At 59.9% G+C, this 18,684-nt stretch carries 18 protein-coding genes, 1 tRNA gene and 1 pseudogene; 13 read left to right on the plus strand and 7 right to left on the minus strand.

The window, feature by feature from the left end:
- Nucleotides 1-2: 2 nt before the first annotated feature.
- Both ACJ8KE_RS18600 and ACJ8KE_RS18605 read right to left on the minus strand, forming a co-directional pair.
- Nucleotides 3-554: a cysteine hydrolase family protein gene (locus ACJ8KE_RS18600; protein WP_016929556.1), complete on the minus strand. Its 552-nt coding sequence runs from the start codon at nt 552-554 to the stop codon at nt 3-5.
- Nucleotides 555-654: 100 nt separating this feature from the next.
- A complete protein-coding gene (locus ACJ8KE_RS18605; protein WP_442517337.1) occupies nt 655-2,043 on the minus strand; it encodes an amidohydrolase family protein in 1,389 nt (462 codons plus the stop codon).
- Between the two features lie 205 nt (nt 2,044-2,248).
- Here ACJ8KE_RS18605 and ACJ8KE_RS18610 point away from each other — a divergent pair, with 205 nt between their 5' ends.
- Together ACJ8KE_RS18610 and ACJ8KE_RS18615 are read left to right on the plus strand one after the other, a co-directional pair.
- Nucleotides 2,249-2,869, plus strand: coding sequence for a nucleotidyltransferase domain-containing protein (locus tag ACJ8KE_RS18610; RefSeq protein ID WP_016929554.1), 621 nt, complete (start codon nt 2,249-2,251; stop codon nt 2,867-2,869).
- Complete coding sequence (locus ACJ8KE_RS18615) at nt 2,820-3,260, plus strand: DNA-binding protein (protein ID WP_097103021.1); 441 nt, start codon at nt 2,820-2,822, stop codon at nt 3,258-3,260. Before ACJ8KE_RS18610 ends, ACJ8KE_RS18615 begins: the two co-directional genes overlap by 50 nt.
- Before the next feature lie 6 nt (nt 3,261-3,266).
- On the opposite strand, the gene ACJ8KE_RS18620 is transcribed toward ACJ8KE_RS18615, so the two are convergent.
- Nucleotides 3,267-4,121, minus strand: a complete 855-nt coding sequence (locus tag ACJ8KE_RS18620; RefSeq protein WP_033639068.1) for a LysR family transcriptional regulator — start codon at nt 4,119-4,121, stop codon at nt 3,267-3,269.
- Nucleotides 4,122-4,247: 126 nt separating this feature from the next.
- Here ACJ8KE_RS18620 and ACJ8KE_RS18625 point away from each other — a divergent pair, with 126 nt between their 5' ends.
- From ACJ8KE_RS18625 to ACJ8KE_RS18640, 4 genes and pseudogenes are all read left to right on the plus strand, one after another.
- Nucleotides 4,248-5,447 carry a cyanate transporter gene (locus tag ACJ8KE_RS18625; protein ID WP_097103018.1) on the plus strand — a complete coding sequence of 400 codons (1,200 nt, stop codon included), beginning with the start codon at nt 4,248-4,250 and terminating at the stop codon, nt 5,445-5,447.
- A 75-nt stretch (nt 5,448-5,522) separates the two neighbouring features.
- The gene (locus ACJ8KE_RS18630) at nt 5,523-6,866 is read left to right on the plus strand and encodes an esterase-like activity of phytase family protein (RefSeq protein WP_442517338.1); all 1,344 of its coding nucleotides are present in this window, start codon (nt 5,523-5,525) and stop codon (nt 6,864-6,866) included.
- Between the two features lie 98 nt (nt 6,867-6,964).
- Nucleotides 6,965-7,059 (plus strand) — tRNA-Sec (locus tag ACJ8KE_RS18635).
- Nucleotides 7,060-7,227: 168 nt separating this feature from the next.
- Nucleotides 7,228-7,452: pseudogene (locus ACJ8KE_RS18640) on the plus strand (hydroxyacid dehydrogenase); the annotation flags it as partial.
- A gap of 45 nt (nt 7,453-7,497) precedes the next feature.
- On the opposite strand, the gene ACJ8KE_RS18645 reads toward ACJ8KE_RS18640, so the two are convergent.
- Both ACJ8KE_RS18645 and ACJ8KE_RS18650 read right to left on the minus strand, forming a co-directional pair.
- A complete protein-coding gene (locus tag ACJ8KE_RS18645; RefSeq protein WP_015376218.1) occupies nt 7,498-8,235 on the minus strand; it encodes a DUF6216 family protein in 738 nt (245 codons plus the stop codon).
- Nucleotides 8,236-8,481: 246 nt separating this feature from the next.
- On the minus strand, nt 8,482-9,384 hold the full coding sequence (locus ACJ8KE_RS18650; protein ID WP_097103017.1) for a LysR family transcriptional regulator: 903 nt from the start codon (nt 9,382-9,384) through the stop codon (nt 8,482-8,484).
- Between the two features lie 140 nt (nt 9,385-9,524).
- Between ACJ8KE_RS18650 and ACJ8KE_RS18655 the strand changes: the two genes are divergently transcribed.
- The 6 genes from ACJ8KE_RS18655 (at nt 9,525) to ACJ8KE_RS18680 (ending at nt 15,390) form a co-directional block, all read left to right on the plus strand.
- Entirely contained in the window at nt 9,525-11,060 is a 1,536-nt protein-coding gene (locus tag ACJ8KE_RS18655) for an MFS transporter (RefSeq protein WP_079450375.1), read from the plus strand.
- 41 nt (nt 11,061-11,101) lie between these two features.
- Nucleotides 11,102-12,145, plus strand: coding sequence for an HlyD family secretion protein (locus tag ACJ8KE_RS18660; RefSeq protein ID WP_016929545.1), 1,044 nt, complete (start codon nt 11,102-11,104; stop codon nt 12,143-12,145).
- Nucleotides 12,142-13,587, plus strand: a complete 1,446-nt coding sequence (locus tag ACJ8KE_RS18665; protein WP_110146488.1) for an efflux transporter outer membrane subunit — start codon at nt 12,142-12,144, stop codon at nt 13,585-13,587. The genes ACJ8KE_RS18660 and ACJ8KE_RS18665 overlap by 4 nt, the downstream gene beginning before the upstream one ends.
- On the plus strand, nt 13,568-14,341 hold the full coding sequence (locus ACJ8KE_RS18670; protein ID WP_442517339.1) for a siderophore-interacting protein: 774 nt from the start codon (nt 13,568-13,570) through the stop codon (nt 14,339-14,341). The genes ACJ8KE_RS18665 and ACJ8KE_RS18670 overlap by 20 nt, the downstream gene beginning before the upstream one ends.
- Nucleotides 14,342-14,362: 21 nt before the next feature.
- Nucleotides 14,363-14,806: a universal stress protein gene (locus ACJ8KE_RS18675; protein ID WP_079450378.1), complete on the plus strand. Its 444-nt coding sequence runs from the start codon at nt 14,363-14,365 to the stop codon at nt 14,804-14,806.
- A gap of 71 nt (nt 14,807-14,877) precedes the next feature.
- Nucleotides 14,878-15,390 carry an Mpo1 family 2-hydroxy fatty acid dioxygenase gene (locus ACJ8KE_RS18680; protein WP_240293809.1) on the plus strand — a complete coding sequence of 171 codons (513 nt, stop codon included), beginning with the start codon at nt 14,878-14,880 and terminating at the stop codon, nt 15,388-15,390.
- A gap of 64 nt (nt 15,391-15,454) precedes the next feature.
- Here ACJ8KE_RS18680 and ACJ8KE_RS18685 read toward each other — a convergent pair whose 3' ends face one another.
- Entirely contained in the window at nt 15,455-15,625 is a 171-nt protein-coding gene (locus ACJ8KE_RS18685) for a hypothetical protein (RefSeq protein WP_167796742.1), read from the minus strand.
- Nucleotides 15,626-16,011: 386 nt separating this feature from the next.
- Nucleotides 16,012-17,112 (minus strand): alkene reductase, encoded by a 1,101-nt coding sequence (locus tag ACJ8KE_RS18690; protein WP_016929541.1) that lies wholly within the window; start codon nt 17,110-17,112, stop codon nt 16,012-16,014.
- A gap of 380 nt (nt 17,113-17,492) precedes the next feature.
- Here ACJ8KE_RS18690 and ACJ8KE_RS18695 point away from each other — a divergent pair, with 380 nt between their 5' ends.
- Entirely contained in the window at nt 17,493-18,659 is a 1,167-nt protein-coding gene (locus tag ACJ8KE_RS18695) for an MFS transporter (RefSeq protein ID WP_016929540.1), read from the plus strand.
- Nucleotides 18,660-18,684: the final 25 nt, after the last annotated feature.

An 18,684-nucleotide genomic window follows, 5' to 3' on the forward strand; every position in this document is an offset into this window, starting at 1 on the left:
GATTACTCCTGTGCGAGTTGCGCCAGCGCCTCATCCACGCTGGCGATGCGGGCGAAACGATCGACCAGTACGGTTTCAGTATGCCGCTTCAACTGCGCGGGGGTAAAGACTTCGCCGTCGGGATGGCGCATCGGGAAGGTCAGCGTCGCCTCGGTGACGAAAGTCACCCGATAACCGAGATCGGACGCCACCCGGGTGGTGGTTTCGCAGCACTGTTCGGTGCGGATGCCGGAGACGATCAGGTGGGTGATGTCCCGCTCGCGCAGCCAGGCGTCGAGGCCGGATTCGGTCAGCGCATTGTGCACATGCTTATGCACGGTGACATCCGCCTGGTGGGTGAGGAACGGCAGGCGCTGCACGTGGCCTGAAGCCAGTGAGAACGGCCCCTGCGGCGAGACGTGCAGCACGTCGACCAGCGCCGCGCCGCGTTGTCGGCAGCCCGCGATCAGGCGGGTCAGAGCCTGTTGAAACGCCGGCAGATCGTCCTCCTGCCAGAATGGACGGTGCTGGAATGATTGCTGGACATCGATGATCAATAACGCGCTCTGTGACATTTTCGGCCCTCCGCCAGTGTGTGTAGCGACCATCTTGCGCCGCACCTTACTCGGACAGAAGGCCAAAAACGGCCATCATGATGACAACAGCGGACCGACCTTAGGCTTTGCTCACCTGACCGGCCACCAGGCGCCCCCGATGGAAGGTGGCGCTGCGTGCCGGCAGACGGGCGACCGCCTCGGCGGAACAGCTGGCGTTGACCAGCACGAACTCGGCGGCGTCGCCGGCTTGCGGCCAGGCGCGCTGCCCCTTATCGTCCAGCGGCAGCACGCCGCCGGTGGAGATGGCCATGGCGCGCGACAGGTGATACTCGTCGGAGCCGCGGTACAGTTGGGCGTACAGGTTGGCCTTCTCCAGGATGTCGCCGGTGCCGAACGGCGACCAGTGATCGATTACGCTGTCGGTGCCGGTCATCACGAACACCCCTTTCTCGCTGAGCTGCGGCAGCGGCATCATCAGGCCGCCGATCGGCACCGTGGAGGCGATGGTGATCTGCTGCGCCGCCAGCCGGGTGGCGGTTTCCGCCAGTTCGCCCTGCGTCAGCGTGGTCAGGGCGAAAGCGTGGCTGATGGTGACCTTGCCGCGCAGCGCCGGGTTTTTCTCCACGGTGGCGATCATGTAGTTGATGGCGGCGACCCCGGCCGGGCTGGTTTCATGCAGGTGGATATCCACGCCTTTGCCGGTATCGAGGGCGATCTGGAACATGGCGTCGAGCGATTTCTCCATCGCGCCGTCGACGTTGGTCGGATCCAGCCCGCCGACGTACTGCACGCCCATCTGCATCGCTTCGCGCATCAGCGCGTCGACCCTGGAGTGCAACAGGCCGTGCTGCGGGAAGGCGACGATTTCACAGCTGAAGTCCGCCCGGTGGTTTTCCAGCGCGCGCTGCAGGTGCTCCAGGCTTTTCAGGCCGCTGACCGGATCGATATTGCAGTGGCTGCGCGCCACGGTGCTGCCTTTGGACTGCAGCAGGGCAATCAGGTTTTCCGCCCGCTGCTGCGAGGTGGGCAGCAGTTTCGGGATCAGCGTCTGCTCCAGCGCGATCATGTCCATGATAGTTTTGCCCTGGCGCGGGCGCGGCGCCTGCCACGGGCCGCTGTAGAAGGTTTTGTCCAGGTGGATGTGCATATCGCGGAACGCCGGCAGCAGCAGCTGGCCCTGCGCCTTATAGCGGGGCACGCCGGCGGGCAACGCGGCGTTGGCGGCGTGAATGGCGGCGATCTTGCCGTCTTTGATCTCCAGGGTGTACAGCGCGGTGCGGGTGCCGATCACCGTTTCGCCGTCGTATTCAAAGCCGTCTTCCAGCCGCACCTCACTCAGGCAGTAGTGGCGATCGGTCAGGGTCATCGGCGTTGGCGCACACGGCTCGCCGCCAGGCGAAGCGGCCTGCGCCATGCCGCCTGTCAGGCCGATCACCGCGCAGGCGGTGGTGAGTTTGCCGGTTTGGCTGAGGAAGGCTCTGCGGCCCGGTTGCTGAGGGTTTTCCACGTTCGGTTCCTTAATCCAGAGGTGAGGGGTGAAAACATCCTCCAATTTAGGAGAGGAACCGGCCGGTTGGCAGCGACATTTGCCACTGGTGACTATTCGATTTGGTAATGACCGGCGTGCGCCGGGGCAAGGATTTTCCTGGCTTGCTCTTTCGTAGCTTTAATGGCTACATTTGTAGCCATTAAAGCTACATGAGGTTAGCGTTATGCACGATCCGATGCTCGAGTTGCTGTTCAGCGAATACCGTAGAAAAGTGCTAAGCCTGCTGTTTATTGAAGCCGGGCGTGCGTTTCATGTGCGAGAAATTGCGCGGCGCACCGCAACTCAGGCCGGCACTTTACATAAAGAGTTGAGCAGGTTGGCGGAGAGCGGCATCTTGCTCAGGCAGCGGCAGGGCAACCAAATTTGCTATCAGGCCAACGCCGATTGCCTGATTTTCCCTGAGCTGGCGGCGATTTTCCGCAAGGTTTGCGGGCCGGCGGAGTGCTTAAGGCAGACATTGGCAGCGTTTGGCGAAGCTATTGAACGCGCTTTTATTTTTGGTTCTGTCGCCAGTGGCAAAGCGACGGCGGCCAGTGATATCGATGTTCTGATTGTCGGCAAACTGTCTTTTGCGGAGGTGATTCAGGCGGTTTACCCGCTGCAGGCAACGCTGGGTCGGGAAATTAACCCCAAACTGTACTCGCCAGAAGAGTGGCGAGCGGCTTTGGCCGAGAACTCCGCGTTTATACAGGACATTATGCAGAAACCCCAACTTTGGATTGCGGGAGACAAGGATGACGCTGGACAATCTGGTCGGGCTGGGACTGGAGGTGATAACGCCTGACGCGGGGGCGATTAAAAAATTGCTGGCCGCCGCCGCTCGCAATCGACGCGATGCGGGTATCACTCAGCTCAGCAATGAGAGCCGTTTCGACACGGCATATAAAGCGGTCATGCAAATGGCGAATGCCGCTTTGCAAGCCAAAGGATACCGCACGCTGACCAGCAAACCCGGCCATCACCAGATCATGATCCAATCGTTGCCGCTCACCGTAGGGCTGCCGCAAGAGGAAATGATCTGCCTGGATGCATTGCGAAAACAGCGCAACGTGGCGGATTATTCCGGCGACTTGGTGACGGACGCGGCGGTACAGGCTTGCCTTGAGCAGACAGAAGCGCTGTGGGTACGGATTATCGACTGGCTGCAGCACGAACATCCGCAGATAGTGGCGTAAGCTGCCTTACTTCAGCCCGCAAAACACCGTTAGCCGCTGGGCCAGCGCCAACGTGGCGGCAGGGGCGCCGTCGCGGTAGTAGAGCGCCAGTTCGAAGCTGTCTATCGGCGGCAATCCTTCGGCTCCGCCCAGCACCCGGTGCGTCGGCAAACGGCAGCCGGCCGGCAGCAGGGTGACGCCCAGCCCGGCGGCCGAAGCGGCGGTCAGCGCCGCCAGGCTGGCGCTGCTGTAGCCGATGCGCCAGCGTTTGCCGAGGTTGTCGAGCGCCTGGCACAGCTCGTCGCGGTACAGGCCGTTCAGTGGAAATACCGCCAGCGGCACCGGCGATTGCTCGATGGCCGGGAAGGCCAGGCTGTCCAGCCACAGCAGCGGTTCCGGCCGCGCGGCGCGCGGCGGTTGCCGGCGGCGCTGTTTCACCAGGATCAGATCCAGCTCTTCACGCGCGTAGGCGCTGTGCAGATCGGCGCTCAGGCCGCTGGCGACGTCCAGCCGCAGGTGCGGGTGCTCGCGGCTGAAGTCGGCCAGCAGTTCGGTGGTGGGCACGGCGAAATCCTCCGGCATGCCGATCCGCAGCACGCCGTCGCGCCAGATGCCGGTCAGCGCGTCATGGGCTTCTTCATTCAGCGCGATAATGCGGCGCGCGTAGCTCAACAGCTTGACGCCTTCTTCGGTCAGCAGCACCTGGTGCGAGGAACGCTCAAACAGCGGCTTGCCCAGCATCTCTTCCAGCCGGCGCACCTGCTGGCTGACGGTGGACTGCGACAAAAACACCCGCTCTGCGGCGCGGGTGAAGCTGTTGCTGTCGCACACGGCGACGAAGCTGAGCAGCAGCTGCGGATTGAACATCGGGTAGCGATTCATTTTCCCACTGTTGGCTATTTTATTATTTAATTTCCCAATACTAGCGGCGTTGCCTACAGTAACGCAACGCTGCGGCGATCGCGCTGTGACGCCGCACTCTTCATTTCGCAGTACCAGGAATATGCCGTGTTAAATCATTCTGTTAATTCACCTTCCCCGCGCCGCTGGCTCAACCCTCTGTTGCTGGCGCTGGTGTTGATCGGCCTGAACATGCGGCCGCTGTTGACCTCGATCGGCCCGTTGCTGCCGACGCTGCGTCAGGCCACCGGGCTGAGCTTTGGCGGCGCGGCGCTGCTGACCACGCTGCCGGTGCTGATGATGGGGCTGATGGCGCTGGCGGGCGGCGCCATCAATCGGCTGTTCAGCGAACGCAGCGCCGTGACGTTGAGCCTGCTGGCGATCGGGCTGGGCGCGCTTTGGCGCGAACTGGCCCCCGGCAGCGCGCAACTGCTGATGAGCGCGGTGCTGGGCGGGCTCGGCATCGGGGTGATCCAGGCGGTGATGCCCGGCATCATCAAGCATCACTTCCTGAAAAGCATGGCGCTGGTGGCCGGGCTGTGGTCGGCGGCGCTGATGGGCGGCGGCGGGCTGGGGGCGGCGATCACCCCGTGGCTGATGAGCGCGGGGCACGACTGGCACAGCGCGCTGGCCTGGTGGGCGTTGCCGGCCCTGGTGGCGCTAGTGGCCTGGTGGCCGGTCAGTCGGGGGCTGTCTCGCCTGGGCGCGGCGGGAGAACACCGCGGCCCAAGCCTGCTGCGCAACCGGCGCGCCTGGCTGCTCGGCGCCTATTTCGGCCTGATCAACGGCGGCTATACCAGCCTGATCGCCTGGCTGCCGCCGTATTACATGCAGCTTGGCTGGCAGCCGCAGGCCAGCGGTTCGCTGCTGGCGCTGATGACCTTCGGCCAGGTATTGGGCGCGTTGCTGCTGCCGGCGCTGGCGCGCAATCATGACCGGCGGCCGCTGCTGTTGCTGGCGCTGATGATGCAGCTGATCGGCTTTATCGGCCTGATTTATCTGCCGCAGACGTTGCCGTGGCTGTGGGTGTTGCTTTCCGGGCTGGGGCTGGGCGGCGCGTTCCCGCTGTGCCTGGTGCTGGCGCTCGATCATCTGCACCAGCCGGCGGCGGCCGGGCGGCTGGTGGCCTTCATGCAGGGTGTCGGTTTCCTGCTGGCGGGCGTCACGCCTTACCTTTCCGGCCTGCTGCGCGATTACAGCGGCGGCTTCGTGCTGGACTGGCAGATCCACGCGCTGCTGGTGGTGGTGCTGATCGCCATCACCTGGCGCTTCCACCCGCACAGCTATCGGCGGGCGTTCGCCGAATAATATTTCTGTCATTGCCGCTCCCTATAGTGACGTTGCTTTTACTTCTGGGCGATAACAACGAAAAGGGACAATGACATGCACAACACCAAAACCCGGCTGGCGCTGCTGGTCGGCTGCATGGCGCTGAGCGCCAACCTGTGGGCTGAGGCGCAGCCGGTGCAGGCGACGCTGGCGGGGCATGCGCTGCTGCCGGTGAAATCCGCCGTTTCCACACCGAAGGATGCGCCGAGCGATTTGCAGCAGAGCGGCAAATACACCAGCGGCAAACGCGTCACCGAGCTGGGCAGCGTGGCGGGCAAATCCGCCGATCGCCTGACCGGCATCGGCCTGCCGATCAACGGCCAACCGCTGCAGGGCCACTCCGGCATCAAACACATGCCCGACGGCACCTACTGGGTGCTGACCGACAACGGTTTCGGCAGCAAGGCCAACTCCCCGGACGCCATGCTGTACCTCAACCACTACAAAATCGATTTCAAAGACGGCACGGTCGCGCCGCTGAAGACGGTGTTCCTGCACGATCCGGATAAAAAGGTGCCGTTCCACATCATCAACGAGAGCACTGAGCAGCGCTATCTGACCGGCAGCGATTTCGATCCGGAAAGCTTCCAGTTTGCCGATGATGCCTTGTGGATCGGTGAAGAGTTCGGGCCTTACCTGATCAAGGCCGACCTGAACGGCAAGGTGCTGGCGGTGTTCGACACCCAGGTGGACGGCAAGGTGGTGAAATCGCCGGACAACCCGACGCTGACCCTGCCGGGCGCGCCGGACGGCAAGCAAAACTTCCAGGTGGCGCGTTCCAAAGGCTTTGAAGGCATGGCCGCCTCGCCGGACGGCAGCAAGCTGTATCCGCTGCTGGAAGGGGCGCTGTGGGATGGCGAACAGTTCGAGAACGTCGGCGGCAAACGCTACCTGCGGGTGCTGGAGTTCGACGTCAAACAGCAGGCCTGGACCGGCCGCAGCTGGCAGTACGTGCTGGAAGACAACCAGAACGCCATCGGCGATTTCAACATGATCGACGCCACCCACGGGCTGGTGATTGAGCGCGACAACGGCGAAGGCACGCCGGATAAAGCCTGCACCGCCGGCGCGCCAACCGACAACTGCTTCAGCCAGGTGGCCAAGTTCAAGCGGGTGTATAAAATCGCCTTCTCGGAGGCCAACGTCGGCAAACCGGTCGAAAAATTGGGCTATATCGACCTGATGAACATTCAGGATCCGAACAAGCTGGCGCGCAAGCCGCTGAACGACGGCGTGCTGACCTTCCCGTTCTTCACTATTGAGAACGTGGACGTGGTGGACGCCAACCACATCATCGTCGGCAACGACAACAACTTCCCGTTCTCCTCCAGCCGCCAGCCCAATATGGCGGATGACAACGAGTTCATCCTGCTGGACGTGAAGGATTTCCTGAAGTAGCGCTCCCCGGCCGCCGAATCGCCGGCGGCCGCCATTTCCCGCTTAGCGCAGCGAACAAACTGCGCTATAATCAGCGCCTTGCTTCTTCTCTTCTCCAAGGAAGATCCTCGTCCCCGGTGGGGCGGCCGGACTTCAAATCCGGTTGGGGCCGCCAGCGGTCCTGGGCAGGTTCGACTCCTGTGATCTTCCGCCAAATTACTGTTTCCCTCACTTTCTTAAATTCAACAAAATCCTATCCAAGCGAGTCAGGTTGCAGACATTTTTTGGAAAATAACTGTTGTTCGAGTAATGAGCTTTGATGTGGTTCTCTGGCATACTGAGCGAATTACAGCGTTGTCAGTCAGATTAAAGCGGAGGAGACATGGCAAACAAGCACTTAACCCAATCACCGGTAGGTGAGTTTGTTATGTTTGCCAGCGATGATGGCGAAGTGCGCGTTGAATGTCGATTTGAGCAAGAAACGCGAGCGACCATCGCGTTTCTTTATCAAGTGACTCCCCAGGCGATTACGCAACATATCAAAGCGATCTGCGAAGAAGCTGAACTTGAACAAAACGCAACCTGTAAGTCTTACTTACAGGTTCAATAGAAGGGGAAACGCCAGATAAGTCGCAATATTTAAGCTAAGCGGTTATGTGATATAGTAATATGCTCTTTCTTGTTGTTTGATGATGTAGTTCCTTACTTTTCTCTTAAGGGAAAGAGTAAGAAAAATACTGATTATTAACCAGAAAAGAATGATTTCTATGATGGTCAATATTGGGTATATAATTATCTTGTCTTTTTTTACTTCATCTATGTATTTATTTAGTTCAACTTGGTTTTTCTCATCATTAAATATTTCGCAAATCAATGATGACAACTCTGGAGAGATGTTTTTTATTCTTTTTAGTTGATTGTTATTTCCAAGGCATTGTTTTTTGTCAATAGACCAAGGGTGACGGGAAAACAAAGATGATTCCTTGGCGGAATGGTTGGTGATAAAGAAGCTTTCATTTGTTGTTTTTAACGTTAAAAGAGTCCACCCATTTTGAATGCGTAATGTTTGTATGTGCATGTGAAACACAAATAAAAGCCCAATGGTCACTGAAAAAATAATAAAACCAGACAGTATTTTATCAATGAGTGTGTTCTGGGGTGTTTTTTTTAGAGGAATAGATATGGAGAACAATCTAATTGTCCAGTTGGGGATACCTGCTTTACTCAAGTATTCAGATTCGCCGTTTAATGGTTTGTTTAAATATTTAAGTGTTATCATTCCTGTTGCGAATATACTTCCTAATACTCCAAGGATGCTTGAAAATATTTCAATGGTTGACTTGAAACTTTCGTCAGTAAATAATTCAGTGATAGATAGTGCGTTACTCATGTTGTTTCCTCATTGTGACTGTTACGCTTTGTTGATTTTTTATTATTCTTATAATTTTTTCAAGTTGTTAACAGCTATCTAGTCTATGATAAGTACATGGTGTTATTGATATGAAACTCATTGAGTTGGGAAATGATTAGTGGTTAATATACGAAATGTCTTCCTATATTTAGCTAAGCGGCTATTTTAGTAACAGCATAATATATCTGAAATACGATTTGCTATAAGCCCCCACACCTAACCCCCTCACTCCCGCTGCAAAAAGAACTGCTTGATGGTCTGCCGTAGCCAGCGGTGCGCCGGATCGCGATCCAGGCGCGGGTGCCAGGCCTGGACGATAAACACCGATTCCAGCTCGAGCGGCAGCTCGATCTCCGCCAACGGCAGGTGGATGTTGCTCACCCCTTGCAGCACGTGGCGCGGCAGCGGCAGGATAAAGTCCGATTTCATGGTCAGCATCATCGCCGAATGGAAGCCCGGCAGGGTCAGGGCGACGTTGCGCTGCAGGCCGAGATCGCGCAGCGCGTCGTCGATCGGCCCCTGCGTGCGCCCGCGGCGGGAGACGCTGATATGCGGGTAATGGGTCAGGGTTTCGGGCGTTACCCGGCCGATGATCGGGTGCCCAGGGCGCACCAGCGCCTGAAAGGTGCTGGTGAACAGGCTCTGCGTCTTGATTTCCGGATGCCAGTCGCGTGAGGAACCGATCACCAGATCCACCTTGCCGCTGCGCAGCGCGTCATCCTCGCCGTCGCTTTCAGCGATAAACTTCAGGCCGCTTAACGGCGCCATGTCCCGCAGCGTCTCCAGCAAGCCGCCCGCCAGCGCGCCGATAAAAATGTCGTTGGCGCGAATGGTGAAGGTTCGGGTCAGCTTGCCGGGTTCGAACGCAACATTCGGTGCGATCAGCGCGGCGGCCTGCTCGATGATCTCGCCGAGCTGGCGTTTCAACTCCAGCGCGCGCGGCGTCGGCACCAGATGCTTGCCGGCCCTGACCATGATCGGATCGTCGAACTGCCGGCGGATGCGCCCCAGAATGCGGCTCATCGCCGGTGCGCTCAGATTCATCTTTTCGGCGGCGCCGCTCACGCTCCCTTCTTCCAGCAGCAGATTCAGCGCATAGATCAGGTTGAAATCAATTTTTTGCGGCATGGACTCTCCGGTGGTGGCGCGTTCAATGGATTGCGTTTTGTGCAACTAGTTAATTACATCATTTCATTTTAAACAATCGAAATAAGTCCGGATACTGCCCACGACAACAAAGATTGAGGCTGAAACAGCAGGAGTGGGGAATGGTTGAGGTGTCTGTTACGCCGCACCACAAAAATCGATGGCTCGCCAGCGCCGGTGAAATCAACGGCCGCACCTGGCTGGGGCTGTTCGGCGTGTTTTTGGCGGTGATGGCCAGCGGTGTGGGGGAAAACGCCAGCAAGTTCGCGCTGGCGGATATACAGGGCGGCATGCTGCTGAGCTTCGATGCCGGCAGTTGGCTGACCACCTGTTACGTCACCGGCTTTGTGATCGGTTCCGGGTTCACGCCCTGTTTTTGGCCAACCTTTTCGCTGCGCCGGGTGGCGTTGACGATGTGCGGCCTTTACCTGGCCGGTGGGCTGCTGACGCCCTGGTTGGGAGAACAGTATGGCGTGCTGCTGGCGGTGCGCAGCCTGCAGGGCTTCGCCGGCGGCGCGTTGCCGCCGATGCTGATGACGGTGGTGCTGCGTTTTATGCCGCCGCTGATCAAGGTGCTGGGGCTGGGCGCCTACGGCTGGGTCTCGGCCTGGAGCGCTACGCTGGGCGCCACCGCAGCCGCCTTTGCCTTTCACTGGGGTTGGAGCGGGTACTTCTACTGGAACCTGCCGCTGATGGCGATCGCCGCTGTGTGTATCGGCTACGGTCTGCCGCAGGATCCGTTGCGGCTGGAGCGCCTGCGGCAGTTCAACTGGCGCGGTCTGCTTCTTGGCGGCATGGCGCTCGGCATGCTGACGATGGGCATCTCACAGGGGGAGCGCCTCGACTGGCTGAACTCACCGCTGATCTACGTTTTATTGTTGGGCGGCATCGGGTTATTGGCATTATTTCTGATGAACGAATGGTATCACCCGCTGCCTTTTTTCAATTTGCAGCTATTAAGCAAAAAGAATTTGTCCTTCTCCTTAATTACGCTGGGTGGCGTGCTGTTAATTATGGTGTCGCTGGTCAATATTACGTCGGGATATTTATCCGCGATTCAGGGCTATCGTCAGGAACAAACCTCCGACTTAATGCTGTGGGTGTCATTGCCGCAATTAATTACGCTGCCGATTGTCGCCATTATTTGCAATACGCCGCGGGTGGATTGCCGCTGGGTGCTGGCGATCAGCCTGCTGTTGATGGCCACCGCCTGCGTGCTGGCCGCCCAGCTGACGCCGGAATGGAACGGCGATACGTTTCGCGTTATCGCGCTGTTGCAGGCGGTCGCGCAACCGATGGCGATCATCCCTCTGCTGATGCAGGCGACCGGCGGACTGTTGCCGACCGACGGGCCGTTTGCGGCGGCCTGGTTCAACGCGGTGAAGGGTTTCGCCGCCACCGCGGCCGGCGGCGCCATCGCGCTGCTCAGCCGACAGCGCGGGGACTATCACGCCGGCACGATTGCCGACGGCTTCGGCTCGGCCTACAGCCGCGCATCGGGATCGGCGGAGCAGCTGGCGCAGCTTGCCGCCCGGCAGGGCCACGTGCTGGCCAGCGCCGATCTTTATTTGTTGGTTGCCGGCCTGGCGTTATTGCTGACCGCGCTGATTTTAGTTATGCCGACCCGTATTTATCCGCCGCGTTCGGTCGCCGCCTGACATTTTATCATCAGAAATAAATATTAAGTGGAGTCACTTTTATGGCTAACAAGAAAGTCGCCGTCGCCGTATTGGCGGTTGCCGTCATTACGCTGGGGTTAATAATGAATAAGTTCTTTATTAAAGAGACACAGCAGAATACCAATGATGCCTATATTCGCGCCGATATCTCGCGTATTTCTCCGCAGATTGCCGGTGAAATTGCGCAGGTGTTGGTCAGAGACAACCAGTGGGTCAAACAGGGGGAATTGCTGGCGGTGATCGACCCGCGTGAATTCAACGTCGCGCTGGCGCAGGCGACGGCGCAGGAGCAATCCGCCCGCGCCCGGCAGGACGACGCCAGGGCCAACCTCACCCGGCAGAGCGCGCTGATCGCCGCCGCGCTGGCGGAGCGACAGGCGGCGCAGGCGGAGCTGGCGTTTGCGCGCCAGGAGCAGAACCGCTACCAGAGAATGGCCAGCAGCGGCGCGGGGTCGCAGCAGGCGGCGCAGCAGGCGACAACGCGGGTGCACACGCTTTCCGCCAATGTGGCGCAGGCGGAGGCGACGCTCAAAGCGGCGCGAAACATGGAGCAGGTGCTGCAAGCCAAGCTGGCGGACAGCGACGCCGAGCTGATGCTGGCGCAGGCGAAGAAAGCGATGGCCGAACTGAATCTGTCTTACACCCGCATCACCGCGCCGATCGGCGGCGTGATCGGCAAGAAAAGTCTGCGGGTCGGAGAGTTCGTCAAACCGGGCGATGCGCTGCTGGCCATCGTGCCGCAGGACAAGCTGTACATCATCGCCAACTACCAGGAAACCCAGCTGGAAAACATTGCGCACGGGCAGTCGGTAGACATCCATATCGATACCTTTCCCGGCCAAACGCTGAAAGGGCAGGTGGACAGCATCGCGCCGGCTTCCGGCGTCAGCTTCGCGGCCGTGGCGCCGGAAAACGCCACCGGCAACTTCACCAAGATCGTTCAGCGCATCCCGGTGAAAATTGTATTTGATATCAACAAAGAGCACGCCGCTTTGTTGAGCGCCCTGCGCGTCGGCATGTCTGCGGACGTCAGCATCAATACGCTGGACGGGGGCCTGCAATGAACAGAGCCGTGATCCCGCTGCTGTTGATGGCGCTGAGCGGCTGCCGGGCGGTGGGGCCGGACTACGCTCGGCCGCAGAACGCGCTGCCCGAGAGCTGGGGTGAGCAGGCCGGCGGCGGGGCGCTGCCGGTGGCCTGGTGGTCGATATTCAACGATGCGTCGCTGTCGCAACTGGTGCAGCGCGCGGCGGCCGGCAACCTGGATCTGCAGCTCGCCACGGCGCGCATGCAGCAAAGCCGCGCCTTGCTGGGCGTGACAGAGGCGGCGCTGATGCCGGATCTGAGCATGGACGGCGCCTATCAGCGCCAGCGCGCCACCTCGGTGGGCAGCATGGATCCGTCCGGCAACGGCGGAGAGGCGGATTATAACCTCTGGCGCGGCGGATTCAGCGCCACCTGGGAGCTGGACATGTGGGGCAAGCTGCGTCGCGCATCGGAAAGCGCGCGCGCCGGCTTCGCCGCTTCGCAGGAGAATCGGCGCGCGCTGCTGACGTCGGTGACGGCGGAGGTGGCGAGCGACTATCTGCGTCTGCGCGCCACGCAGCAGCAGCTGGCGGTGGCGCAGGAAAACCGCGCCACGGCGCTGCGCACGCTGCAGCTGACGCAAAGCCGTTATCAAAGCGGCGCGGGCAACGAACTGGATATCGATCAGGCGCAGGTGCAGTTGGCGCAGGTGGATGCCCTGCTGCCGACGCTGTTCGATAGGCAGGAACGCTTGATCAACGCCATCAGCCTGCTGTTGGGCGAGCGGCCTGGCGCGCTGAAAGCGATGTTGTCGCCGACGGGGCCGCTGCCGACGCTGGCGCGCGCGGTGCCGATGGGGGTGCCGTCGGATCTGGCGCTGCGCAGGCCGGATATTCGTGAAGCGGCGGCGCGTTTGCATCAGGCGACCGCCGAGATCGGCGTCGCCACCGCCGACTACTATCCGCGCATCACGCTGACCGGCAACGCGGGTTATCAGGCGCTGGCGCTGGCGGATATGGGCAGTTGGTCCACGCATACCTTCGCCATCGGCCCCGCCCTGTATCTGCCGCTGTTCGACGGGGGGAAAATCACCCAGCGGGTGCGCCTGAGCGAATACCGGCAGCAGGAAATGGCCATCGCCTACCAGCAAACGGTGCTGCGCGCCTGGCACGAGATCGACGACGCGCTTTCCGGCTATCGCGCCCAGCAGCGCCGCCAGACACACCTGGCCGAGGCGCTGGCCGCCAACCGGCACGCGTTTGCGCTGGCGCGCGACAGCTATCTGAACGGCGCCAGCGATTTTATCCACGTTCTGAGCACGCAGCGTGCGCTGCTGGATCTGCAGTCCGCGCAAATTGTTTCAGAGGAGGAGACGGCGATCGCCGTGGTGAATATCTATCGAGCGCTGGGCGGCGGCTGGGAACACACCTACCCGTCTGCGGCGCCACAGGAGAAGGCTGATGCACAACACGCTGAATAAGATTGTCGACGAGATGCTGGAAAGGGACACCCGCCGCAAACGGGAGGCCCGGGTGAGCGCCGTGCGGCAAGTCACCACTCGGATCCGCCGCATCACGTTGAGCGGCGATGATGTGGATAAGTTTATCGCCGATCCGCGCGCGCAGGAGCCGGCCAGTTGGGTCAAGGTGTTCTTCCCGTGGCGCGACACGCTGGCCGGGCGGGCCTACACCCTGAGCGGCATCGACAAACTCGCCCGCACCTTCGATATCGATATGGTACTGCACGGCGAAGGCCCGGCGTCGAACTGGGCGCGCGACGCGATGCCGGGCGACAAGCTGGGGTTCGCCGGCCCTTGCTCCGGCGGCTTTCGGCTGTTGCCGCAAACTCGCTGGCTGCTGTTGCTGGGTGATGAGACCGCGCTGCCCGCCATGCGCACCATTCTCGCCTCGCTCTCCGATCCGTTGCCGGTGCTGTGGTTCGCCGAAGTGGGCGATGCGCAGGAGATCCAGGACGTCGATTGCTCCTTTTTGCAGGTGAACAGCTGGCAAATCCGCACCCGACATTTCGACAGCGTGATGAACAGCCCGCTGGTGCAGGCCGTCAGCCATTGCGAGCTGCCGGCCGGCGAAGGGCAGGTGTGGCTGGCCTGCGAACACCAGGTCGCCGCCTATCTGAAGGCGCGTTTTATCAACGAAATGGGCATCTCCCGCGCCGCCTTGTTTGCCAAAGGTTATTGGAAAAAGGGCGAAGCCAATTTCAAGGGCGCGATTTAACTCGGGCGAATGAGGATGGTTATGATTGAGAGAGTGTTATTGGCGGTGGATTGCTTTGAACACAGCGGCAACGCCCTGGAATTTATGGCGCGCCTGCAAGGCAGCATCGGCGGCGTGATCGTGCTGACGGTGGTGGACAATGCCTTCACGCTCAGCCGCAGCGGCCTGCGTTTCGACAGCGGTGAGCGCGAGGAGTATCCCGCCGCCCAGCGGGAAGAGGCGCTGGCGGAAAAGCAGGTCGGGCAGGTGACGCGGGCGCTGAAACAGCAGGGCTTCAATGCCCAGGGCTTGCTGGCCGCGGGGACGCCCATCGAAGTGATCCCGGAACAGATGGCGCTGTTCAACTGCGATCTGTTGATCATCTCGCACCGCCACCTGTCTTCGTTGGGGCGCTGGCTGAACGCTTCTGTCACGCGCGGCCTGCTGGATGAGATCGGTCAACCGGTATTGGTGATCCCGCGCTAAGCTATGGATAAGGGCAGCCGCATGCAGCTGCGCGCGTTCGGCGACGAAGGCCGCACATACCGGAGGTCAACATGCGAAGTCTGGAAGATCACCTTGCCGCTTATGCCGCCTATCACCGCGATGCGCGCAATATCGTCACGCACTTTATCGGCATCCCGCTGATCGTCGTCAGCCTGCTGACGCTGCTCTCCCGGCCGGCATGGGGCGCGGGATGGCTGCCGTTTTCGCCGGCCTGCGCGGCGGTTATCGTGTCGGCCCTCTATTACCTGTGGCTGAGCCTGCGTCTTGGCGTCATGATGTTGGCGTTGCTGCTGCTGTGCCTCGCGTTCGGCGCCTGGGTGGCGTCGCTGTCGACGGCGGCGTGGCTGAGCGTCGGCATCGGCGGTTTCGTCATCGGCTGGCTGTTTCAGTTTGTCGGGCATTTCTGGGAGGGACGAAAGCCGGCGTTTATGGACGACGTGACGGGCCTGATCATCGGCCCGTTGTTCGTGCTGGCGGAAGCCTGCTTCCTGGCCGGCGGGCTGCGCGCATTGCAGCGGAGCATCGAAATGCGCGCGGGCAAAGTGCGCAATGGGAGGGAATGAAATAAGGCATCATAGGATTTTTCTGCGAGGCCCCTTTTGAAAAAAGAGGCCTGAAGATGACGGATTATGCGTATTGGATCAATTTCCAGGTGACCCCTTTGCCGCCATAAGGCGGCATGATATTGCCTTTAGCGATTGGCGCTGTGGTTGAGGGGTTGCCAACCACTTCCCAGACGCCGCTTTCCGGGCATTTTTGCCCTGTCGTGGCTGTAGTGCCAATAGGTGATTTAGACATAAGATCTTTCCTTAATCAACGCAGCGCCACAATAGCGCTGTTCGGAAAGATATTTACACGTTCGCATATATATTCAACCCTGTTCGGGAAATACGGGTTATGTGTTTAAATTTTGATTAAATATTGTGTTTTAAGTTTTCATTTTTCTTGGTTTCATTGTTTTTATTTCAACTTATATTGTTTTTATATGTTTTGTTTTTTTTGTATTCTAATAAAAAATTGCAATGAAAATGTTTAATTTATTATTTTATATCTAAGGTTTTCGATTTATTTTTTATTTATCGTGCGGACCCAGAAAATCTGGGTTATGTCGCTTATTCAGAAGAGCGTTGTTTACCAAGCCAGCGAAGCCCCCCGCACTTGCAGGCTCGGGGGGCTGAACATATTTACCCGATCGTCGGGTAATCGGTGTAGCCTTCCCGGCTGCCGCCGAAGAATTTCTCTTTGATGGGCGCATTCAGCGCCAGCCCGTGTTGCAGGCGGTGAGGCAGATCCGGGTTGGCGATGAACGGGCGGCCGAAGCCGATCAGATCCGCCCAGCCTTTGGCCAGCGCTTCTTCAGCGCGTTCACGCGTGTATTTGCCCGAGTAAATCAGCGTGCCGCGGAAGATCAGACGCAGCGACTCTTTGAACGCCGCCGGCATTACCGGGGCGTCATCCCAGTCCGCTTCGGCGATGTGAATATAAGCGGCGCCGATATCGTTCAGCACGCTGGCCGCCGCCAGATAGGTGGCTTCCGGGGTATCGTCCTGCGAGCCCATCAGGGTGGTCAGCGGCGCCAGGCGCACGCCCAGTTTCTCTTTGCCGATGGCGTCCGCTACCGCCTGCGCCACTTCCCGCAGGAAACGCAGGCGGTTTTGCAGTGAACCGCCGTATTCGTCGTCGCGCTGGTTTTCCCGCGAGTCGATAAACTGATTGATCAGATAGCCATTCGCGCCGTGCAGCTCTACGCCGTCGAAACCGGCGGCGATGGCGTTGCGGGCCGCCTGAGCGTAGTCATTGACGATCGCCGGAATTTCTTCCCGGGTTAAGGCGCGCGGTGCGGAGTGTTGCACCATTTCACCCACGCCATGTTCCGGCCCGCGGCCTTCGACATCCACGAACACTTTGACCCCGTCGGCCTGGATGGCGGAGGAGGAGACCGGCGCGGCGTGGTCAGGCTGTAGAATGGTATGCGACACGCGGCCGACGTGCCAAAGCTGCGCGAAGATCTTGCCGCCGGCCTGATGTACGGCGTCGGTGACTTTTTTCCAACCGGCGATGTGTTCCGGGGTGTAAATGCCGGGCGTCCAGGCATAACCCTGGCCTTGCTGGCTAATCTGCGTGCCTTCGCTGACGATCAGCCCGGCGCTGGCGCGCTGGGCATAATATTCAGCCATCATGTCGGTGGCGACGTCGCCGGCGCCGGCCCGAGAGCGGGTCATGGGCGGCATGACGATGCGATTGTTCAGCGATAAACCGTTTAAAGAATACGAGTCAAAAAGCATGGCGCTTCCCTCTGTGTGTATTGGGCCGTAGGGCCTTGATGTTTTACTGAGGCCATTATATTTCGTCGTTTAATTCTAAAAACGCGCACAATAACAAAACACTTTTGCTCTGTGTTCAATAGTTGCGGTAGCCGCCGGCGGGCCGATATGGCGGCTTGCCGCAGGTGGCGAGAATGAACCCGATGTGCGCTCGGGCGACGGCGGCTATTGCCTGTCGGTGCGTGGTTAAGATAGAGTCGGCTGCTGTTTTCCCCCACGATTTTTAACAAAATCGCAAAAGTCTTTTAGCCTCCCGCCTGCTTATCTTTGGTGTGATCAATGTCATACTTTTGGCATCTTAACTTTCCCGCGCTTCGGCAGCGGTTAACCGGAGTTGTTGAATGAAAATTAACTTTCCCTTATTAGCCCTGGCGGTGGGGGCGTTCGGCATTGGCACGACCGAGTTTTCCCCGATGGGGTTGCTGCCGACCATCGCCAAAGGGGTGGACGTCTCCATCCCGATGGCCGGCATGTTGATCAGCGCCTACGCCGTCGGCGTGATGGTCGGCGCACCGCTGATGACGTTGCTGCTTTCTCACCGGGCACGCAGAAGCGCGCTGATCTTCCTGATGGCGATCTTTACCCTGGGTAACGTGCTGTCGGCCGTTGCGCCTGACTACACCACCCTGATGCTGTCGCGCATCATCACCAGCCTGAACCACGGCGCGTTCTTTGGCCTCGGCTCGGTGGTGGCCGCCAGCGTGGTGCCGAAGGAGAAACAGGCGAGCGCCGTGGCGACCATGTTTATGGGCCTGACCATCGCCAATATCGGCGGGGTGCCCGCCGCGACCTGGCTGGGTGAAACCATCGGCTGGCGCATGTCGTTTCTGGCGACGGCCGGGCTGGGCGTGATCGCCATGCTGGGGCTGTGGTTCTCGTTGCCGAAAGGCAGCGCCGGCGCGCGTCCGGATGTGAAACGCGAGCTGTCGGTATTGGTGCGCCCGCAGGTGCTGTCTGCCTTGCTGACGACCGTGCTGGGCGCGGGCGCGATGTTCACGCTCTATACCTATATCTCGCCGGTGTTGCAGCACATCACCGATGCGACACCGCTGTTCGTGACGTCCATGCTGGTGTTGATCGGCGTCGGTTTCTCCATCGGCAACTACCTCGGCGGCAAGTTAGCCGACCGCTCCGAAAGCGCGACGCTAAAAGGCTTCCTGTTGCTGCTGGTGGTCATTATGCTGGTGATCCCGTTCCTGGCGCGCAGTGAAATCGGCGCCGCGGTCAGCATGGTGATTTGGGGCGCGGCGACCTTTGCCGTGGTGCCGCCGCTGCAGATGCGCGTGATGCGCGTCGCCAGTGAAGCGCCGGGGCTGTCGTCTTCGGTCAATATCGGCGCCTTTAACCTGGGCAATGCGCTGGGCGCCGCCGCCGGTGGCGCGGTAGTCTCCGCCGGGCTGGGATACAGCTTCGTGCCGGTGATGGGGGCGATTATTGCCGGATTGGCGCTGCTGCTGGTGCTGTTCACCCACCGTCAGGCCGAAAAAGTGGCCTACGTCAACGGTTAAAAACGACAGCGTGCGGCGGGTTCCC

The organism is Serratia sp. CY56464, from assembly GCF_052168435.1.
GTDB lineage: Bacteria > Pseudomonadota > Gammaproteobacteria > Enterobacterales > Enterobacteriaceae > Serratia > Serratia marcescens.

Excerpts from the sequence above, each read along its gene's own strand:
- ACJ8KE_RS18600 (WP_016929556.1), bottom strand. The coding sequence starts at position 554 with ATGTCACAGAGCGCGTTATTGATCATCGATGTCCAGCAATCATTCCAG.
- ACJ8KE_RS18610 (WP_016929554.1), top strand. The coding sequence starts at position 2,249 with ATGCACGATCCGATGCTCGAGTTGCTGTTCAGCGAATACCGTAGAAAA.
- ACJ8KE_RS18615 (WP_097103021.1), top strand. The coding sequence starts at position 2,820 with ATGACGCTGGACAATCTGGTCGGGCTGGGACTGGAGGTGATAACGCCT.
- ACJ8KE_RS18620 (WP_033639068.1), bottom strand. The coding sequence starts at position 4,121 with ATGAATCGCTACCCGATGTTCAATCCGCAGCTGCTGCTCAGCTTCGTC.
- ACJ8KE_RS18630 (WP_442517338.1), top strand. The coding sequence starts at position 5,523 with ATGCACAACACCAAAACCCGGCTGGCGCTGCTGGTCGGCTGCATGGCG.
- ACJ8KE_RS18645 (WP_015376218.1), bottom strand. The coding sequence starts at position 8,235 with ATGAGTAACGCACTATCTATCACTGAATTATTTACTGACGAAAGTTTC.
- ACJ8KE_RS18650 (WP_097103017.1), bottom strand. The coding sequence starts at position 9,384 with ATGCCGCAAAAAATTGATTTCAACCTGATCTATGCGCTGAATCTGCTG.
- ACJ8KE_RS18655 (WP_079450375.1), top strand. The coding sequence starts at position 9,525 with ATGGTTGAGGTGTCTGTTACGCCGCACCACAAAAATCGATGGCTCGCC.
- ACJ8KE_RS18660 (WP_016929545.1), top strand. The coding sequence starts at position 11,102 with ATGGCTAACAAGAAAGTCGCCGTCGCCGTATTGGCGGTTGCCGTCATT.
- ACJ8KE_RS18665 (WP_110146488.1), top strand. The coding sequence starts at position 12,142 with ATGAACAGAGCCGTGATCCCGCTGCTGTTGATGGCGCTGAGCGGCTGC.
- ACJ8KE_RS18670 (WP_442517339.1), top strand. The coding sequence starts at position 13,568 with ATGCACAACACGCTGAATAAGATTGTCGACGAGATGCTGGAAAGGGAC.
- ACJ8KE_RS18675 (WP_079450378.1), top strand. The coding sequence starts at position 14,363 with ATGATTGAGAGAGTGTTATTGGCGGTGGATTGCTTTGAACACAGCGGC.
- ACJ8KE_RS18680 (WP_240293809.1), top strand. The coding sequence starts at position 14,878 with ATGCGAAGTCTGGAAGATCACCTTGCCGCTTATGCCGCCTATCACCGC.
- ACJ8KE_RS18685 (WP_167796742.1), bottom strand. The coding sequence starts at position 15,625 with ATGTCTAAATCACCTATTGGCACTACAGCCACGACAGGGCAAAAATGC.
- ACJ8KE_RS18690 (WP_016929541.1), bottom strand. The coding sequence starts at position 17,112 with ATGCTTTTTGACTCGTATTCTTTAAACGGTTTATCGCTGAACAATCGC.
- ACJ8KE_RS18695 (WP_016929540.1), top strand. The coding sequence starts at position 17,493 with ATGAAAATTAACTTTCCCTTATTAGCCCTGGCGGTGGGGGCGTTCGGC.